This is a genomic window from Campylobacter concisus (genome assembly GCF_003048775.2).
GTDB lineage: Bacteria > Campylobacterota > Campylobacteria > Campylobacterales > Campylobacteraceae > Campylobacter_A > Campylobacter_A concisus_I.
The window spans coordinates 56,196-72,797 of record NZ_CP049272.1 but is presented as its reverse complement, the minus strand read 5'-3'; the positions used below and the strand labels follow the sequence as shown (position 1 = coordinate 72,797).

Below are 16,602 nucleotides of genomic sequence, written 5' to 3'. Positions count from 1 at the left end.
TGTGTTTGAATATAAAGTACCAAAAGAAGATGGTGGATTTGATCTAAAATTAACAGAAAGTAATAGTGTAATAATTATAGGTGCCAATGGTTCTGGCAAAAGCAGACTTGGAGCATGGATGGAGCAGCAGGATCTAGATAAAATTCACAGAATAGGTGGTCAAAGAAAATTAAATTTTCATGAGGAGGTCCCTTTAAAAAGCGAAAAGGCTTCGGTTAATGGTTTCATGTATGCATATGAAGATGCATCCGATAGCTACTCGTTGAATAAAAATTTTCGTTGGTCGGATGGTAAAGAATATGTGACAAAACTTATTGATGATTTTGATTATGTATTATCTGCTTTATTGGCCAATAAAAATACTACTAATTCAAAGTTTGTTGAAAACTGTAAAAAGGCTGAATGTGAAGGCAAAGAAAAACCAAATGTTCCACTTAATTCGCTAGATAAATTAAAGTCTATTTGGAGTGCCATTTTCCCACATAGAGCCATTATAGAAGAGGATAGCAAGTTTTATGCTATTTGCAATTGCAATGGTGAAAGATATTCTGCAACGCAGATGAGCGATGGTGAACGTTCGGTACTTTATTTGGCGGCACAGGTTTTATGCATACCGGAAAATAAAACTATAATAATAGATGAGCCAGAGTTGCACTTGCATGGTTCAATAATGAATAAGCTTTGGAGTGAGTTAGAAAAAATTAGAAACGATTGTTTGTTTATATACATAACTCATGACACAAAATTTGCAGCCAATCACTCAGGATCAGACATTGTCTGGGTAAAAGAATATAATAGTGGGATGTGGAAGTATGAGTACGTAAATGACGATATATTTCCAGAGGATATGCTTTTTGATATATTAGGAAGCAGAAAAAGAATAATTTTTGTAGAAGGAAATGGTAATAGTTTAGACGCGCGTTTATACGCATTAATCTACAATAATCATAAAATAATACCTTGCGGAAGTTGTGAAAAGGTTATTGAATACACAAAAGCTTTTAATGCCATAAAGAATATGCACGATAACGAAGCGTTTGGTTTAATAGATAGAGATTTTAGGTCAGAATACGAGATATCTAAATATAAAAAAGATAATGTATTTGCAATAGAAGTTGCGGAAGTTGAGAACTTGTTTATAGCGAAAGAGCTTATAGAATTTATGTCAAACAAAATGGCATGCGATAAATTTGACCTTACAGATATAGAAAAACAAATTGAAGATAGATTTTTAAAACAAAAACAGCAACAGATCAATAATGCGGTTATTTCGGAATTAAAATATCAACTATCTATGCTAGAAATATGTGATTTGCAAACAATATACGAAGACATACGTACAAAAATTAAAATAGATGATATACAAAAAGAAAAATTAACAATATATGATAATGCTAAAGACTATGTAGAAATATTAAAAATTTTCAATGAAAAAGGAATTGTAGAAAGCGTAGGGCATTATTTCAATTTAAAAAATAAAGAATACTGCAATCAAGTGTTGCGCTTCCTGGAGAGAGAAGATAAAAATACGGTAGTTAAAATTTTTTCTAACTATTTGCCCAGAGATATTGATTTAAGCTGATTTTCCATTACGGTTTTTTCGCATCTCACAAGCAAGATGGCTTTATTGTAGAAAAGTAAGACCAAATAAGATTTTACTTTTTATTAGCACCAATCAGCATATCAAATAAATTTACAAATATAAGAATATTCTATTATAATCCTAAATATTCAAGGATTATAATACAAGTATTTAAAATAAACCCGTAGATAATGACAGAGAAAGAAGTATATTTAAAGTTTAATAGTGACTTTAATAAGCTGACAGACAAAACAATTGTCGTCCAACTTCAAGTTTGCTAAACTACATAAATTTTTTTGAAAATACTATATTAAAGTATAATCGTTTATAGACATTGACAATTAAAAAAAAATTTTCATGTTAGTATGCCTCAATATTGTTTACGTTTATAGACAATTACATAAAGGAATAAAAATGTTAAATTTAATAGAGCAGTATCAAGAAAGATTTCTTAAAAATTTTAATACAACATACAAGCGTTATTTATACAATGAAATAAATTTTAGTGAGAAGCTTATCGGTATAGTGGGAGCTCGTGGCGCTGGTAAGACTACAATGCTATTTCAAAAGCTGCTTGAATTAAAAGCTCAAAATAAAAAGGCTCTATACATAAGTCTTGATTATCCATTTTTAGGTTCTACCAGTCTTAGCGAACTTGCTTTTGAATTTGTAGATAATGGTGGCGAATATCTGTTACTAGATGAAGTTCATAAATACGAAGATTTTGCTGCACATCTAAAAACCATATATGACATGAGCCCTTTAAATGTAATTTTTACGGGCTCATCGGCGGTAAGCATACTAAATGCAAAGAGCGATTTATCGCGTAGAGTTAGCGTATTTAGCCTAGAGGGGCTTAGTTTTAGAGAGTTTTTAGAGCTTGAAAACAGTATGACGATAGATAAATTTGCCCTAGAAACAATACTAAAAGACCACCAGGCAATAGCAAATGACTTAAAAATAAAGCAAAATCTATTTAAGAAATATCTCAAATTTGGCTACTATCCATTCTACTTTAATAAGCAAAGCTCATACTACGAAAGCTTGCTAAATACTATTAATTTAAGTATAGACGTAGATCTAACGTCTCTTGGGTTAGTTGAGCAAAAATATACATATAAGCTTAAAAAACTGCTTGAAGTAGTTTGCCAAAGCGAGCCGTTTGAGGTGAATTATACTAAAATTGCGGCTCTTGCCGAGATAAGTAGAGCCAAACTATATGATTACATTGCCTATTTAAACGATGTAAGGCTAGTAAGCATGATAGATGAGCAAAGCAGAGGACTTAGTAAGCTAGTAAAGCCGGCAAAAATATATATGAATAATACAAATTTAATTTACGCTTACGGCGATGATTGCAAGGCTGGTACCATAAGAGAGACTTTTTTTGCCAATCAGCTAAGGGTAAAACATAGGCTAAATATCCCAAAACAAGGCGACTTTATAGTGGATGATAAATTTACATTTGAAATAGGTGGAGCAAAAAAGAGTTTTGAGCAGATTAAGGATATGCCAAATTCTTTTATAGCAGCAGATGATATTGAAGTTGGTATTAGCAATAAGATACCATTATGGTTGTTTGGGTTTTTGTATTAGGATTTATATATGAGTAAGATAAACCAAATAGAACAAGAGTTGCCTAAAGGGCGGGGATTATATTTTTTAGAATATACAACACAAAAATCGGAAATAGTCCTAAACTTTTGAAAGATTTTAAAAAATACTTTAATGAGGGAAAAGCCGGTATTAGTGTTTTTAAAATAAAAATTATTCTAGCTTGTAATTATGATATTAAATCTAACAAGATTACTATAAGCACTTACGATGAGCTGTAACTTCAAAAATTCTAAAGGATCTAGTTGAAGAGGTAAAATTTGATCAAGGAGGGAAAGGGTGAGTGTTCTTAAAAAGTTATCATATTTGACAATAAGTTATCAAATATGATAATATAGCTGGCATGAAAGAGCAATTATGGAAAATCACATTTTATGATAAGAGCGCTGAAGACGAGACACTGTCTTTGCCAGATACTATTTTGGCTAATTTACTTCGCATACTTGAAATGGCTAGGGAGGTTGGACCAAATTTAGGCAGACCTCATAGCGCACCTCTTGGCGATGGACTATTTGAGTTTAGGGCAAAAGGCAAAGAAGGTATTGCAAGAAGTGTCTTTGTAAATGTCGTAAATAGAGAAATAGTGATTTTACATACGCTCATTAAAAAATCAGACGCTATCCCTAAAAAAGATATGAAGATCATCATACAAAGAGCAAAGGAGATAAAATGAGACCAACATTTGAAGATTTTAAAGCAAAAGCACTAGAAAAAGATGAAGTAAAAAAAGAATACGATAGACTTGAAGTTGAATTTGATTTAAAATTAAAGCTTATTAAGATCAGAAAAGCGGCAAATCTGACTCAAGAAGAGATAGCTAGCAGAATGAATACTAGTAAAAGTAACATCTCAAGACTAGAGAGCCTAAACTCTAAAATTTCCCCAACAATCTCTACTTTAAATGCCTATGCAAATGCTGCGGGATATAGGCTGGATGTAAATTTTGTGCAATAGCTTTTAAGATTTCACCATATATTCTTTAGCTTGTCTTAAATGGATCAATAGAGAATAAAAAGCAAAATTCATAACCAGCTCACTATTCGCATACATATGATATTATCTATCAAAAATCTATCTTTTATTTCATCTGGGCGAGGATACTTTTTGTCTGACATGCAGACAAAAGACCTCGTTAGGGATTATCCCTAAAACCCTATCTTCACGCTCTTTTCTTCATTTTTTAGTGCAACTTCTAGCTCAAGCCTATGGCAAAAGTCGTCGCCATTTTTTATAGGTCTAAATTTAGCTTGTCTTCTCACGCTGGCAAAGTCTCCAGGCGCTAGCAACCCTAAATTTGAAACTTTTTTAGCTACGTTTTCGTCAAATTTGACTTTTAGCAAAGCACACTCTTTTTTAAACAAATTTTGCGCTTGCTCTGGCAGTAAATATCTAAACTCAAGCTTTAGATCAAATCTTCTAAGACAGGCCTTATCAAGATTATCTATCAAATTTGTCGTAGCGATAAAGATACCATCAAAGCTCTCCATCTGCACTAACATCTCATTCACTTGAGTTACTTCCCAGCTTCTTGCAGCCATGCTTCTATCTTGCAAAAAGCTATCAACTTCGTCAAAGACTAGCACCGCTTTCTTATCTTTGGCTTCTTTGAAGGCTAGAGCTATATTTTTCTCAGTTCCTCCTACAAACATAGACAAAAGATCGCTTCCTTTTTTGATAATGATCGGCTTTTTTAGGCTTTTGGCGATAAATTTAGCGTAAGCGCTTTTGCCAGTTCCAGGCACACCGTAAAGGCACATCCTTGCGTTTTTACTTACTTTTATGCCTTGCATTAGCTCGTTTAGGTCGCAGTCTGAGTTTACAAAATTTGGATCATAGCTGCTTGGCAGATCAATGCTTGGCTTCTCATCTTTTTCTATCTCATCGTAGCCTTGCGCTTTTAGAGTATTGCTTATCACTCGCTCAAAGGCTTTGTTTTTGTCTTTTGTGTTTAAATTTGAAACGACTAAGCTTGCATTACTAACGACTGCTGGAGCTACAAATCGATTTTTAGCTAGTTTTTTAACAAGCTTATTATCTATCAAATTTTCACTATATTTTTTTATGATCTTGGCTCTTACATCTTCAGTTGGTATGCCTATCTCTATAGCTAGGTTAAACCTTCTAACCACAGCTTCATCCATATCAAGGATATTATTAGTTATCCAGATAGTTGGCACTTCGTTAGTCTCAAGGGATCTATTTATAAAGGCTTTGCCGTATTGTCTTTTCTCATCATTTTTGGTATTAAATATATCTTCTGCTTCGTCATACATAAGTAAATTTGATCCAGCAGACAATACACTTTGCGCAAGGCAATACGATCTTATCCTTTGGTACTCATTTGCGTAACCATCTCCATCATCATAAGCTACTTCGTAAAGTTTTAAATTTAGCTCACTAGCTACTGCTTTACTAAACTCGGTTTTGCCGGTTCCTGCAGAGCCATAAAGGAGAACATTTACTCCCTTTTGCTTTTTGCGAGTGGCGTTTTTTAGAAACGAGAGCAAAATTTTCACATCTTCTTTTATGTGAGGGTAGTTTTTTGTAGTTAAATTTGTCTTATTGCATGGCTTTATCGCACTTTCAAATATCTCGTCTATGCTTTTGCACTCAACAAACAAATCACCCATGAAACTATTATTTATAACATCGGTTTTTGACCTTAGACTGCGTCCGTAACTATCTATTTTTAGTATCGAGGTCCTAGCAAAAACCCCATCTTTTCTAAAGGCATTTTGCACATCGCTAAATTTTAGTTTTAGTATCTTTGAGATCGCTTTTATAGCCTGTCTGGTGTTTAGCTCCCCTAGCAGATCACAAGCGTTTGAGACTACTTCATAGTTATACATGATAGCGACAAATCTCAAGATCTCTTTCTCAGTCTCATTTAGGCCTAAATTTTCTTGAAGTAAATTTAGGTTGTGCTCAAGCTCTTTTAGCTCGCATGAAATTTTGCTTTTTTCAAGGAGCCAAAGTCTATTTTTTAGAGCCTCAATGTCTTCTTCTTTGGGTTCACTTGTGCATATATCCAAAAACTCCAAAACATCATCGCTTCTGCATCTTAAAAACTCTTTCTCTCCTCCAGCATAAAAAATGGCACGAAGTATCCAAAGTGTCGTAAGCTCGTATATCTCACTATCTACGAAAAAATTTTCTTTTTGCATGACAAGCTCCTTTTTGCTTTTGTTGGAGCTATTTTACTTAGCAGAAAAGACATTTTTATGTCCATAAAGATAAAAAAGATAAAATTTAAAAAGAGCGTCCTAAAATGCTCTTTATTTACTCCTGCGCATCGCTACTGTATGGCAGCTCCAGAGCTTTTATATTTGCCACTGCATTTCCAGCGATACCTTTTATAGAGCTGTACATATTTATGGTGTTATTTAACACTTTTTCTATCTGCTTTTCTCTTTGCTTCCATATCTTTTGCATCGCGCGCTTTTCACTATCTAGGTCGCTTTGCATGGTTGAAAATGCCTCTACTATCGCTTCTATTTGCATTTTAAATTCATTGCTGGTTAAAAAGTGATAGAGCAAGCTCATCTTGTCGCTTTTGTTCTCTTGTGCGATCAAGACGTGGTGTATCCTTATGAGTTGTTCTCTTAAAACAGCGCTTAAGCCTTTAAATTCCTCAAACGTGCAGATCCAAACACCTTCATATAGCCCCATCCTTTGCATATCACTTGGCATAGCATCAGTAACTATGACACCGATATCAGCGCCCTTTTCTCTCATGTCAGCCTTAAATTTCTCTATCCAAGACCTTTGGAATTCTTTTGTTCTCTTGCTTTCATAATATATCGTTCCACAATTTTGAGACTCCCTTGTATGCACGATCTGTACGCAGTCAGCGCCTCTCGCACCTTTTTTGATCTCATCAATAGTATCAAATGGAAATTTCTCCCTCAGCCACTCTTCTATCGCGAGCTCCTGCACCTCACCTTGAAGCTGCATGCTGCCTTGCTCGGCCTTTCTTTGGACTATTTGAAGTTGCTCTTGAAGCTGTTTTAGTTGTTCCTCTTTTTGTCTAAATTTAAGCTCATTTTGCTCATCTGCAGCCTTTTGTATCTTCTCTTTTTCTTCTTTTAGCTTTTCATTTAATGCTAGCTCAGCCTTTGCGGTTATGGCAGACTCCATCTCCTCTTTTTCCCTTTGAAGCTGCAAAATTTGAGCCTTTGCGACATTTAGCTCTTTTACTTGATTTGACTTCTCTTCAAGCTGTTTTTGCAAGAGTGCCACCGACTCATTTTGCTCGTCAAGTATCTCTTTTCGCAGCTCCTCTTGAAGTCTTGCTCTTTCCATTTTTAGCTGTATTTGCGTAGCTTTTTTGATTTCTTCCTCAAATTTCTCTTTTTGATCTTGCAGTTGCTGTTCTTTTGTTCTTAAACTCTCAAAATAAGCCTCCTGCTCCTTTCTTTTAGCCTCAAGTTCGGCTTCAAGCTGCTTCTTTTGGGCCAGGTATTCGCCTTTATATTTACCTTCTAGTTGATGATATAAGGCGTCATTTATATCTATTTCACACCCACAGTTTGGACACTTTATCGTTGTTTGATTTGTCATTTTTTATCTCCATTTTTATCTTTATCTTATGCTATCTTGCTTTAAATTTCATAGTACTCATCCCAGCAAAGCGCCATATCAACAGAGCCTATACGAAGTATATCTTTGATCTTATTGATATGTGTGTTATTGTTAAAAGCTGCAAATAGATAGCAAAAATATGCCTTCTTATCAAAATAGACAGAGCTACCAAAATATTCATTGCAGTTTTGCATCCAACGGCTCTTTTGCTTACTCATTTCTCCAGGGATGATAGGCTCATTTATGATAGCTAAGAAATTGTCGTCATTTTCATCATAATCTGGATCGTCTTCGCGCAAGCGAAAGACTAAACGAAATTCCATAGCATAATCCTCGATAAATCCACCCTCAAACCTTGCTTTTAGCCTGTTTTCAAGCATTTTTGCATCTCTTATTAGGATATCTTGGTAGCTAGCTAGCGCTTTATTTATCTTCTCTATTTGCTCCCACTGATCTTTGTTGGCATCAGAGATATACTCTTCTCTCTCGCTGCACTCTAGCTTTTCTAGGCAAAGATCTATAGGCGTATAGTCGTAGTATGAGCGAAGCTTGCCCTCCATCCTGTCGATAGTCAAAATTTCATCCCAGCTAAGATCTGTATGGTCATATAAGCAGTGATAAAACCAGCAGTGCCACTCGCCAGACATCTCATGCGTGGGCCAGTTTCTAAATTCGTTTTGATTTTCCGTATAAAAGTAGTCATCTATGTGATTCATAAACTGCCCATATCGCATAAGAAGTTTATCTTTTGAGTAAAAAGAGAGCAATAGCTCACAAAAATGATCATATGCCTCTTTTATATCTTTTACAGAGAGGTCTATCTGCTTTGCACGTGGCACGACACGGCGCTCAAGGTCATAGAGCCTTTCGTTTATGCTATTTAGCTTTCGCCTTTGTTCCTTTGTAAATTTTCCCATTTTTGTCCTTTAAAATTTAATCGTTGCCACCTGCTCGGCGATCTCTTTATCTGTAAAATTTCCATCCGTATCAATCGAGTAATTTTTGCCTAGAAAGTAGAGCTTAAAGCCAGTTATAGCTCCAAAAATAGGCAGAGTTTGCGTTTTTTGATAGTAGTTTTTAGTGATATTTGAGATAACTTTTAGCTGCTCATCTAAGGTTTTAAAACAAAGCTCATCTAAAAACGGCGTTAGGCTAATATACCTTAGGTGCTGCACCATAGCAAGGGCAAATATAGGTTCACTCTTGCGCTTGAAATTTGTATCTATGTAGATATATGAGCCTCTAAATTTCACTCGCTCGTTATAGAGTTTTTGCACTTCGCCTAGCTCAGCTTCTATGCTAAGGCCAAAGTGCTTGCTAAGAGCAAGGATCAGCGTTTCTGAGCTGTGCGCCCAGTCAAAGTGCCCCTTTGTGATAAACTCATCTAAGCTCTTTGCCGCCTCTAAATTTGCAAGTGCTCTTATGAAATTTTGCTCTCTTGCGTAGCCAAGTGCTTTTGAGAGTGTCTTCTTGTCGCTATTTTGTGTGAGAATTTTGAGCTCTTCGTAGATCATTAATTATCCTTTTTTGATTTTTATCGCCGATACATTTTTTGCGATTTGTGAAATTATAGCAACTAGAATGGACAAAAAATGTCTAGAAACTTACTAGTAAAATTTCACAAAAACTATCAAATTTAGGAGCAAATATGCAGCCAACTATCCTACTCTCCGCACTTTTAGCAAAACACCACACCAAAACAGCCAAAAGCTTGTGTCAGATATTTGACAGACACGGGGTCAAATACGAGTTTTTAGAGACTAAAGACATTTGGATGAGGGACTTTATGCCGATTTTGCTTGATGATGGGCGCCTTATCTCTTACGACTACGATCCAGACTACCTAAAAGATGAAAAATATAGCCACCTAAGAACAAATATCCAGCCACTAAAAGAGCATATAAATTTAGTCATTGATGGCGGAAATTTTGTAAGGCTTGGAGGCAAAGCCATCATGACTGATAAAATTTTTAGAGAAAATCCATCAAAAACAAAGGCAGAGATCATTGAGACCATAAAGCAAAAATGCGTGCTAAATGAGCTCATCATCATACCAAAGCAGCCTTACGATATGCTAGGGCACAGCGACGCCATGGTGAGGTGGATAGATGAAAATAGTGTGCTAGTAAATGACTTTTCAAATGAGAGCAAAAGCTTTAACTATAGGCTCGTAAAGGCGCTTAAAAAGAGCGGCTTGGATGTGAAATTTATGAAGTATAAAGAGGGATTTTTTAATAAAAAAAGAGACTGGGGTGCTTACTTAAATTTTATTAAAATTAAGGATATTTTAATAGTTCCAATATATGGGATAGATGATGACGATGTTGCGTTGGAGCAGATCAAGAAAATTTATAGTGGCTATAAAGTAGAGACGATAAATTTAAGCGAGATCATAGAGCTTGGCGGTGCGCTACACTGCATAACGGCAGAAAAATTTGGGCGGTAGAGTTACCGCCTTGTTTGCTATTTTTTGTTTTTGCTACAATATTCAAAATCTTCTGGAAATTCTACTTTTTTGTTTAGATAGTTATTCCAAAATTTGTTTATACCTCTGGCAATAGGTTCAAAACTCTCAGCCGACAAAAAATCGCTTTTTGCATTATTGCAAATATAACAAGCCAAACGACAATTCTCTTTTGAATATTTATTTTCACTTTTTGGCGCTGTTATCACTCGTTCAACTTCTAAAAATTTTCCTCTTTGCCTAGCTTTTTTATATTGCGTATTTTCGCTTTTAAAGTATTCTTTTAAATCAGCTTCTTTAACTCCACAATAGCAACATTTTTTCTCTTGACTGTTGTACCAATTTAAGAATTCATCTCTTCCACCAAACCCTTCTATTCTATCCGCAGTAGCTAGACTATTTATTCTTTTATTATCATCGACATAATCGGTAAATGATTCGATATTTAAGTCAATCATATCTTTTTGTATTACTTTTACGATATCCCCATTTTTACAAATTTCAAATTTATCATTTAAAAGCACCTCTATATCAGCATCAAAATTTTTTATCTCAAGCTCAAGCCTATAAAATTTATCATCATCAATGCATCCAATAATTACATTGACATTATTTTTAACTTTTTCCAATATTTCTTTTTTTAATAAAAGCCTATATTTCTTATCAACTCTTTTTGAAATACTTTTTACAATCACCTTTTCATCGTCTTTTTCGGCATAAAACCAGTCACCAGGATTAGATACAAAATTCTCAAATCTCTTGTCTGTTAAAATATATGCTCTTGTTCTAAGCGTTAATTTCTCTATCATATTTTACTCTCCTATAAAATTTTCACTATTTTACCAAAAGAGAGCGGACATAAAAGTGTCTGATCAGTTCATTACAATTACCCAAATTTCTTTGAAAGGATCAAAATGCAAGAGAAGATAGATAAGATCAAAAAGATCATCGCAGAGGCTGATGCGGTAATCATCACAGCAGGTGCTGGCATGGGTGTGGATAGTGGATTGCCTGATTTTAGAGGAGATGCGGGATTTTGGAGGGCGTATCCACTTTTAAGGGATAGAAATTTAAGCTTTGAAGATATGGCAAATCCGCAGTGGTTTTTAGATGATCCAAAGCTAGCATGGGCATTTTATGGTCACAGGCTAAATTTATACAAAAACACAGAGCCTCATGAGGGCTTTAGGCTGCTTTTAGATCTTGTAAAAAGTAAAAACGAAAACTACTTCGTCTATACTTCAAACGTCGATGGACACTTTGCTAAGGCTGGCTTTAGCGAAGAAAAAATTTACGAGTGCCACGGCTCTATCCACTACTCTCAGTGCATCCACAAGCGTGATGGCGCTATATGGCAGACTTGTAGCGACATCAAAATAGATGAAGAGAAATTTATCGCTTTAGATATGCCAGTTTGTCCAGAGTGTGGCTGCGTGAGCCGCCCAAACATCGTGATGTTTTACGACTGGATGGTAAATACAAGGCGCATAAACGAGCAGTATAAAAGATATGAAGCATGGCTAGAGCAAAACAAAGATAGCCGCTTTGTGATCATAGAGCTAGGCGCTGGGCTTGCGGTGCCAACAATTAGAAATTTTGGTGAGAAATTCGTTAAACGCTCCAAAAAAGCAACGCTTATCCGCATAAACCCACGAGATAACTACATCTCGCAGTATATCGGCATAAGTCTAAAATGTGGCGCACTAGATGGCCTTAGGCAGATATTATGCTAGAAAAGACATCCTCTAGTCCTAATTTGGATATAATCGCCAAACTAGGAGGCCACATGAAACCCATCATAACCAAACAAGAAAACAGCAAATTTGAACGCATAAATACGATAGCTCAAAAGCTAAGAGAGAGACCGCACACGATAAAAGAGCTAACAGCCATGCTTGGAGTGACCTCAAAGACCATCCAGCGCGACCTTTACGACACGCTAAGAGAGTATGGCGCCGTCAAAAAGGGGCATTACTGGAGTCTAAACGACGAGGACGCGAACGACGGACTAGACGGCGATGATAGAGTGGTGCTAAATATCCTTGATAACGTGGCAAAAAACATGGGATCAAATTTTTACAGCAAGGCTCACGTGCTTTTAGAGCAAATTTCTCAGCAGCTAAACCACCCGATACTTACAAACATAAACAACGAAAAGCTAAGCGAGGATGACCTCGTAAATTTTCAAACACTTGAGGATGCTATAAGAGAAAAAGCGGAGATAACATGCACGTATAATGGCTTTGAGTTTCTTGTAAAGCCTCTAAAGCTAGCACTTTTTGAGGGATTTTGGTATCTGCTTTTACTTGATAGCAAAAAGGGCAATAAATTTAAGAAATTTCACCTAAAGAGCATAAAAGATATAAAGCGTAGTGGGGATAAATTTGAGCTAAGTAGTGAGCTAGATGAGCGTGTAAAGGCGATGAACTCAGCATGGGCAAATTTAGAAGCCCCAAAAATAGCAAGACTACTACTAGCGCCAGAAGTGGCGAAATACTTTGAGCGAAAACCACACGCAAAGCAGCGTATAACTGGTCAAGATAGCGACGGCTCAGTCGAGATAGAGATAGAATTTACGCACATAATGGAGATAAAACCGCTCATATACTACTACCTACCATTTATCAAGGTGCTTGAGCCAAAAGAGCTAGCTGATGAGGTCAAAAAGGACGTTAGTGAGTATCTAAAAGAGATAAATTTCTAAGCCATGAGCAGCAACGATAAAGAAGCGCTAGAGCTTATTAGATACTACAAAAAGAGCTGGTCGCTACTGCAAAAATTTGATGATGGCTCACTTGGTCTTTGCAAAAGCGATGTGGGCGAAAATTTTATCCTTGGATATGACGAAGCGCTAACGGCAGTAGATGAACTAAAAAGAGAGCTAGCAAAAAAGGGTGAGGCATCTAAAATTTTTGGCATTCAAAAGGCGAGCGAATTTGAAGGGATCATAAAAAATATCTATCAGACATTTGGAGGACGTGATCTTTTGGCAAGCCCACAAGAAAAAGCGGCAAATTTGATCTACTACATCATCAAAGACCACCCCTTTAGCGATGGCAACAAACGCATCGGATCATTTATATTTATCTTGTTTTTATCAAAGTGCAGGCTTCTTTATAAAAGTAGTGGCGAGCTAAGGATAAACGACAACGCCCTTGTTGCACTTGCACTGTTCATTGCTCAAAGCGAGCCAAAGCAAAAAGATATGGTGGTAAATTTGATCACAAATTTACTTGTGGATTAAAGGCTGATAGATACAAATGAGTGGCTTAAAACTTTTTCACGCTAGCGATCTACACTTTAATGCTGGCTATTTTGACTATATTTTGACCCTTCAAGACAAATTTGACATTTTTTGTTTTAGCGGTGATTTTCTATGCAAAGAGAACGAACAGGAAAAAGAGCAAGCTACTTTGTGGCTAAAAAGCTTTAAAAAGTCGGTATTTGTATGTTCTGGCAACCACGATATGCCACCATCTTGGCTAAAATCTATAAATGGCATATATGCTGATGGTGCTATAAAAACTATAAATGGCGTTAAATTTGGCTGCGTACCTTACTTGTGTGATGATCTGATTGAATTTGCGGAGTGTGATATTTTACTAACCCACGTCCCACCAGCAAAGACAAAAACAAGTATCGGTCAAGACAGTAAAGATTACGGAGACATGGAGCTTGCAAGGCTTATCAAAAATAATCTTTTAAAGGCAAAGATCATCCTTTGTGGGCATATCCACGAGCCAAAATCACACATGGATATTTTAAACGGAGTTAAAATTTACAACTCAGCAAGTAACGGCACAAAAGAGCCATTTTATCAAGAGATAGAGCTATAGTTTTCTATCATTTTAGCCACCTCTTGATACTCATATGGCGTCATTTCTGTATTTAAAATTTCAGAGCATATCTCTTTTATAAATTCGCCGTCACAGCCAAAGTCGTTTTTTAGATTTTGCAGTATAAATTTAGCTTCAATAACGACATCATGAGGGTTATTCAATGCCTTGACAGCTTGCCTGTAAAAATCTTTTGACATCTCAGTGTTGCTATACTTAGTAAAATTTGCGTTATTTACGTAGTCATAGCTTGACTTAGCCTGCGCCAAAAAAGAAAACTCATCATACTCTTGCCAAATTTCTTGCTCGCTCATTTTTGTTCCTATCTTTTTATTATAAATAAAAATTTGGACAAAATTTGTCTATAAAATATCCAAAAAGCAGACATTTTTCTGTCTTTAACTCTTGCTAATATCTTCTTAAATTTTTAGGAGGTAAAAATGGTTTGCACCAAAGAAGAAAAAGAGCTTTTGGTAGCTTTTGATCAAAAGCTACTTGAGATACAGCGTGAGATGACGGCAGAGTATATGCGCATTAAGAAGCTTTTTAAGACATATCTTGACCATGATAAAGATATGATAGACATTGTCTGCGAGGTTAGTTTTTATATGAAAGACTACGAGGAGGAAATTCTCTCTGTTGAGTTACAGGACTTTTACTTTGAAGATGATGATCTTAGTGGTATAGAGCTATGCTATGTAAAATATTTAAGCCCAAAGATCAGAGCTTAAATTTATTTATACAACTATAAAGCATATCCTATAGTAACTCCCGTAATTTGCTTATCATTAGCTTTTCACGCTTTTCATAAAAATCATCAAAATTATCTAAAGATAAATCAACATCAGGTATTAAATGATCCTTTAAAAATTTACTCTTGTCTTTATTTCTACATTCGCTTTCAACCCACTCTTCAAGACTCTTATCGTTTTTAGCCATATTTTCGTTTGCATCTAGCAACTGTAAATTAGGGAGAGCATCGTACATGGAAAAGTCATAGTATTCTTTTTTATTTTTTTCCATCAATTTTTTATACTCTTTGTATTTACTTTCTGGATGCAAGTGATCCTTGTGGAAGTTATTCTTTGTATCTAAATTCGGATACAAGATAGATAAGACGGCAAAAGCCTCTGGACTATTTTTTCTATACAGCATTAAGTCTTGCAAAAAGTCATCATCGACAGTATTGCTATATTTATAAGACTTTTCAATACCTTCTAATGGGAATTCATCAATGTTTTCGTCAAAAAATACTTTACCGTTAAAATCCTTTTTAAATACTTTTCTCGTTGCGGTTAAAACACTATCTGCGCTTCCTCCAAACGGCTTAAATAGCGTAGCTCTTAGTAAGTATTTTTTTATAACTTCTCTAGTTTGTTTTTGTCCAGTACCGTGAACTATGGAGCTGGCTAAATTTTTATGATATACATAATAAAGTACTGGTAAAATTGCATTATTCGAACTCATTGTTTGCGCATTAAACCCAAAATTTTCAAGCAGATCAAAAACGCTATGAAAGGCCATTTTTATGTTATCCCATTGCTGTTCGATATTTTCTATAAATCCGTTATTAAAACTACCTATGTCAAATTTTATATTTTCGTGATATAAATATAAAAACGCTTTAAGTACTAAATCCTTCGAGATATTAAAGCCTTTAGAGTTATTTATAAAATCAACAAGTTCATTGATCTCTTTTCTGGCATCTTTTTGTTTCCAGTTAGCGATAGCATAGCTAAATAAGATATCAGAATAGCTAAGGTGTGTCCCGCCTGAGTTAATACGAATAAATATATTCACCGCTTTTTCAGGATTTGGGTCGTCTTCTTGATAGAAACTGATAATATCTTCTGAAAATACTCTTTTTTCAAAAAGTGCTAAATTTTTAGTTTCTTTGCTGGATAAACCAAAATTTTCTTGTATTTCCATAGCCTTTACGTCGTTATTGCTATGAGGATATATATCTTTGCATCTAAACCATTTTTGACCAAATTTATCCATGTAAATGGTTTTTCTGCCAGTTTCAGCTTTTTCCAACCATAAAAATTCATATTCTACGTTATCATTTTTAGGTTCTTGACTTGCGGTTAGGTTAAAATAAAACTCGCAAATTTTAAATTTATCGTCTGTATTTTCCCATTTTTTATACGGCCTATGCGTATGGTATTCGCCGCAAAGCGCCAAATATAGCGAAGTTAATCTTTGTTGCCCATCTAGTATAGCCGAAAATTCGCCAATACTCTTGGTGGGCTTGTATTCGTTATGAGTATGATACCATTCTCTAAAGTATCTTAAAAAACTGTAAAACTTCCATTGCTCTGCGCTTTCGCTTCTAACTTTCCAAAAAAGCATAGAGCTAATAGGATAGCCTCGCATAATAGAATCAAATAGCCTTTCTACTTGCTCTCCAGACCAAACATACTCCCTTTGAAATGCGGGAATAAGATATTTATCCGTCTCGATTTCTCGTATCGCCTCTGCTATTTTTATTTGTTGGAATCCAGCCATATTTTACCCCTTGTAAA

At 35.4% G+C, this 16,602-nt stretch carries 17 protein-coding genes; 10 read left to right on the top strand and 7 right to left on the bottom strand.

Annotated elements, in window-relative coordinates; all coding sequences use genetic code 11:
• Position 1 precedes the first annotated feature (1 nt).
• The 4 genes from CVT17_RS00325 to CVT17_RS00310 all read left to right on the top strand — a co-directional run bounded on the left by CVT17_RS00325 (position 2) and on the right by CVT17_RS00310 (position 4,150).
• Positions 2–1,582, top strand: a complete 1,581-nt coding sequence (locus tag CVT17_RS00325) for a DUF4435 domain-containing protein (RefSeq protein ID WP_107858800.1) — start codon at positions 2–4, stop codon at positions 1,580–1,582.
• A gap of 414 nt (positions 1,583–1,996) precedes the next feature.
• A complete protein-coding gene (locus CVT17_RS00320; protein ID WP_107858801.1) occupies positions 1,997–3,178 on the top strand; it encodes an ATP-binding protein in 1,182 nt (393 codons plus the stop codon).
• A 361-nt stretch (positions 3,179–3,539) separates the two neighbouring features.
• Positions 3,540–3,869 (top strand): type II toxin-antitoxin system RelE/ParE family toxin, encoded by a 330-nt coding sequence (locus CVT17_RS00315; RefSeq protein ID WP_107858802.1) that lies wholly within the window; start codon positions 3,540–3,542, stop codon positions 3,867–3,869.
• Positions 3,866–4,150, top strand: coding sequence for a helix-turn-helix domain-containing protein (locus CVT17_RS00310; protein ID WP_103641932.1), 285 nt, complete (start codon positions 3,866–3,868; stop codon positions 4,148–4,150). Before CVT17_RS00315 ends, CVT17_RS00310 begins: the two co-directional genes overlap by 4 nt.
• A gap of 191 nt (positions 4,151–4,341) precedes the next feature.
• Here the strand turns inward: CVT17_RS00310 and CVT17_RS00305 are convergent, their stop codons facing one another.
• From CVT17_RS00305 to CVT17_RS00290, 4 genes are all read right to left on the bottom strand, one after another.
• Positions 4,342–6,360, bottom strand: a complete 2,019-nt coding sequence (locus CVT17_RS00305) for an AAA family ATPase (RefSeq protein ID WP_107858803.1) — start codon at positions 6,358–6,360, stop codon at positions 4,342–4,344.
• 115 nt (positions 6,361–6,475) lie between these two features.
• On the bottom strand, positions 6,476–7,756 hold the full coding sequence (locus CVT17_RS00300; protein WP_107858804.1) for a DUF2130 domain-containing protein: 1,281 nt from the start codon (positions 7,754–7,756) through the stop codon (positions 6,476–6,478).
• 41 nt (positions 7,757–7,797) lie between these two features.
• A complete protein-coding gene (locus CVT17_RS00295) occupies positions 7,798–8,694 on the bottom strand; it encodes a hypothetical protein (protein ID WP_107858805.1) in 897 nt (298 codons plus the stop codon).
• A 9-nt stretch (positions 8,695–8,703) separates the two neighbouring features.
• Positions 8,704–9,291 (bottom strand): hypothetical protein, encoded by a 588-nt coding sequence (locus CVT17_RS00290; RefSeq protein ID WP_107858806.1) that lies wholly within the window; start codon positions 9,289–9,291, stop codon positions 8,704–8,706.
• Positions 9,292–9,425: 134 nt separating this feature from the next.
• Between CVT17_RS00290 and CVT17_RS00285 the strand changes: the two genes are divergently transcribed.
• Positions 9,426–10,223, top strand: coding sequence for an agmatine deiminase family protein (locus tag CVT17_RS00285; protein ID WP_107858807.1), 798 nt, complete (start codon positions 9,426–9,428; stop codon positions 10,221–10,223).
• A 17-nt stretch (positions 10,224–10,240) separates the two neighbouring features.
• On the opposite strand, the gene CVT17_RS00280 is transcribed toward CVT17_RS00285, so the two are convergent.
• Positions 10,241–11,050 (bottom strand): hypothetical protein, encoded by an 810-nt coding sequence (locus CVT17_RS00280; RefSeq protein WP_107858808.1) that lies wholly within the window; start codon positions 11,048–11,050, stop codon positions 10,241–10,243.
• 105 nt (positions 11,051–11,155) lie between these two features.
• Here CVT17_RS00280 and CVT17_RS00275 point away from each other — a divergent pair, with 105 nt between their 5' ends.
• Genes CVT17_RS00275 through CVT17_RS00260 form a run of 4 tightly spaced genes read left to right on the top strand, consistent with a single transcriptional unit; the run spans position 11,156 to position 14,077 of the window.
• Positions 11,156–11,974 (top strand): SIR2 family NAD-dependent protein deacylase, encoded by an 819-nt coding sequence (locus CVT17_RS00275; RefSeq protein ID WP_107858809.1) that lies wholly within the window; start codon positions 11,156–11,158, stop codon positions 11,972–11,974.
• A gap of 53 nt (positions 11,975–12,027) precedes the next feature.
• Complete coding sequence (locus tag CVT17_RS00270) at positions 12,028–12,945, top strand: helix-turn-helix transcriptional regulator (protein ID WP_107858810.1); 918 nt, start codon at positions 12,028–12,030, stop codon at positions 12,943–12,945.
• 3 nt (positions 12,946–12,948) lie between these two features.
• Positions 12,949–13,485, top strand: coding sequence for a type II toxin-antitoxin system death-on-curing family toxin (locus CVT17_RS00265; protein WP_107858811.1), 537 nt, complete (start codon positions 12,949–12,951; stop codon positions 13,483–13,485).
• A 16-nt stretch (positions 13,486–13,501) separates the two neighbouring features.
• Positions 13,502–14,077, top strand: coding sequence for a metallophosphoesterase family protein (locus CVT17_RS00260; protein ID WP_107858812.1), 576 nt, complete (start codon positions 13,502–13,504; stop codon positions 14,075–14,077).
• Here the strand turns inward: CVT17_RS00260 and CVT17_RS00255 are convergent.
• The gene (locus CVT17_RS00255) at positions 14,059–14,391 is read right to left on the bottom strand and encodes a hypothetical protein (RefSeq protein ID WP_107858813.1); all 333 of its coding nucleotides are present in this window, start codon (positions 14,389–14,391) and stop codon (positions 14,059–14,061) included. The two genes, CVT17_RS00260 and CVT17_RS00255, sit on opposite strands and share 19 nt — an antisense overlap.
• Before the next feature lie 126 nt (positions 14,392–14,517).
• Between CVT17_RS00255 and CVT17_RS00250 the strand changes: the two genes are divergently transcribed.
• Positions 14,518–14,808: a hypothetical protein gene (locus CVT17_RS00250; protein ID WP_107858814.1), complete on the top strand. Its 291-nt coding sequence runs from the start codon at positions 14,518–14,520 to the stop codon at positions 14,806–14,808.
• 28 nt (positions 14,809–14,836) lie between these two features.
• Here CVT17_RS00250 and CVT17_RS00245 read toward each other — a convergent pair whose 3' ends face one another.
• Positions 14,837–16,585, bottom strand: a complete 1,749-nt coding sequence (locus tag CVT17_RS00245; protein ID WP_107858815.1) for a DUF262 domain-containing protein — start codon at positions 16,583–16,585, stop codon at positions 14,837–14,839.
• Positions 16,586–16,602: the final 17 nt, after the last annotated feature.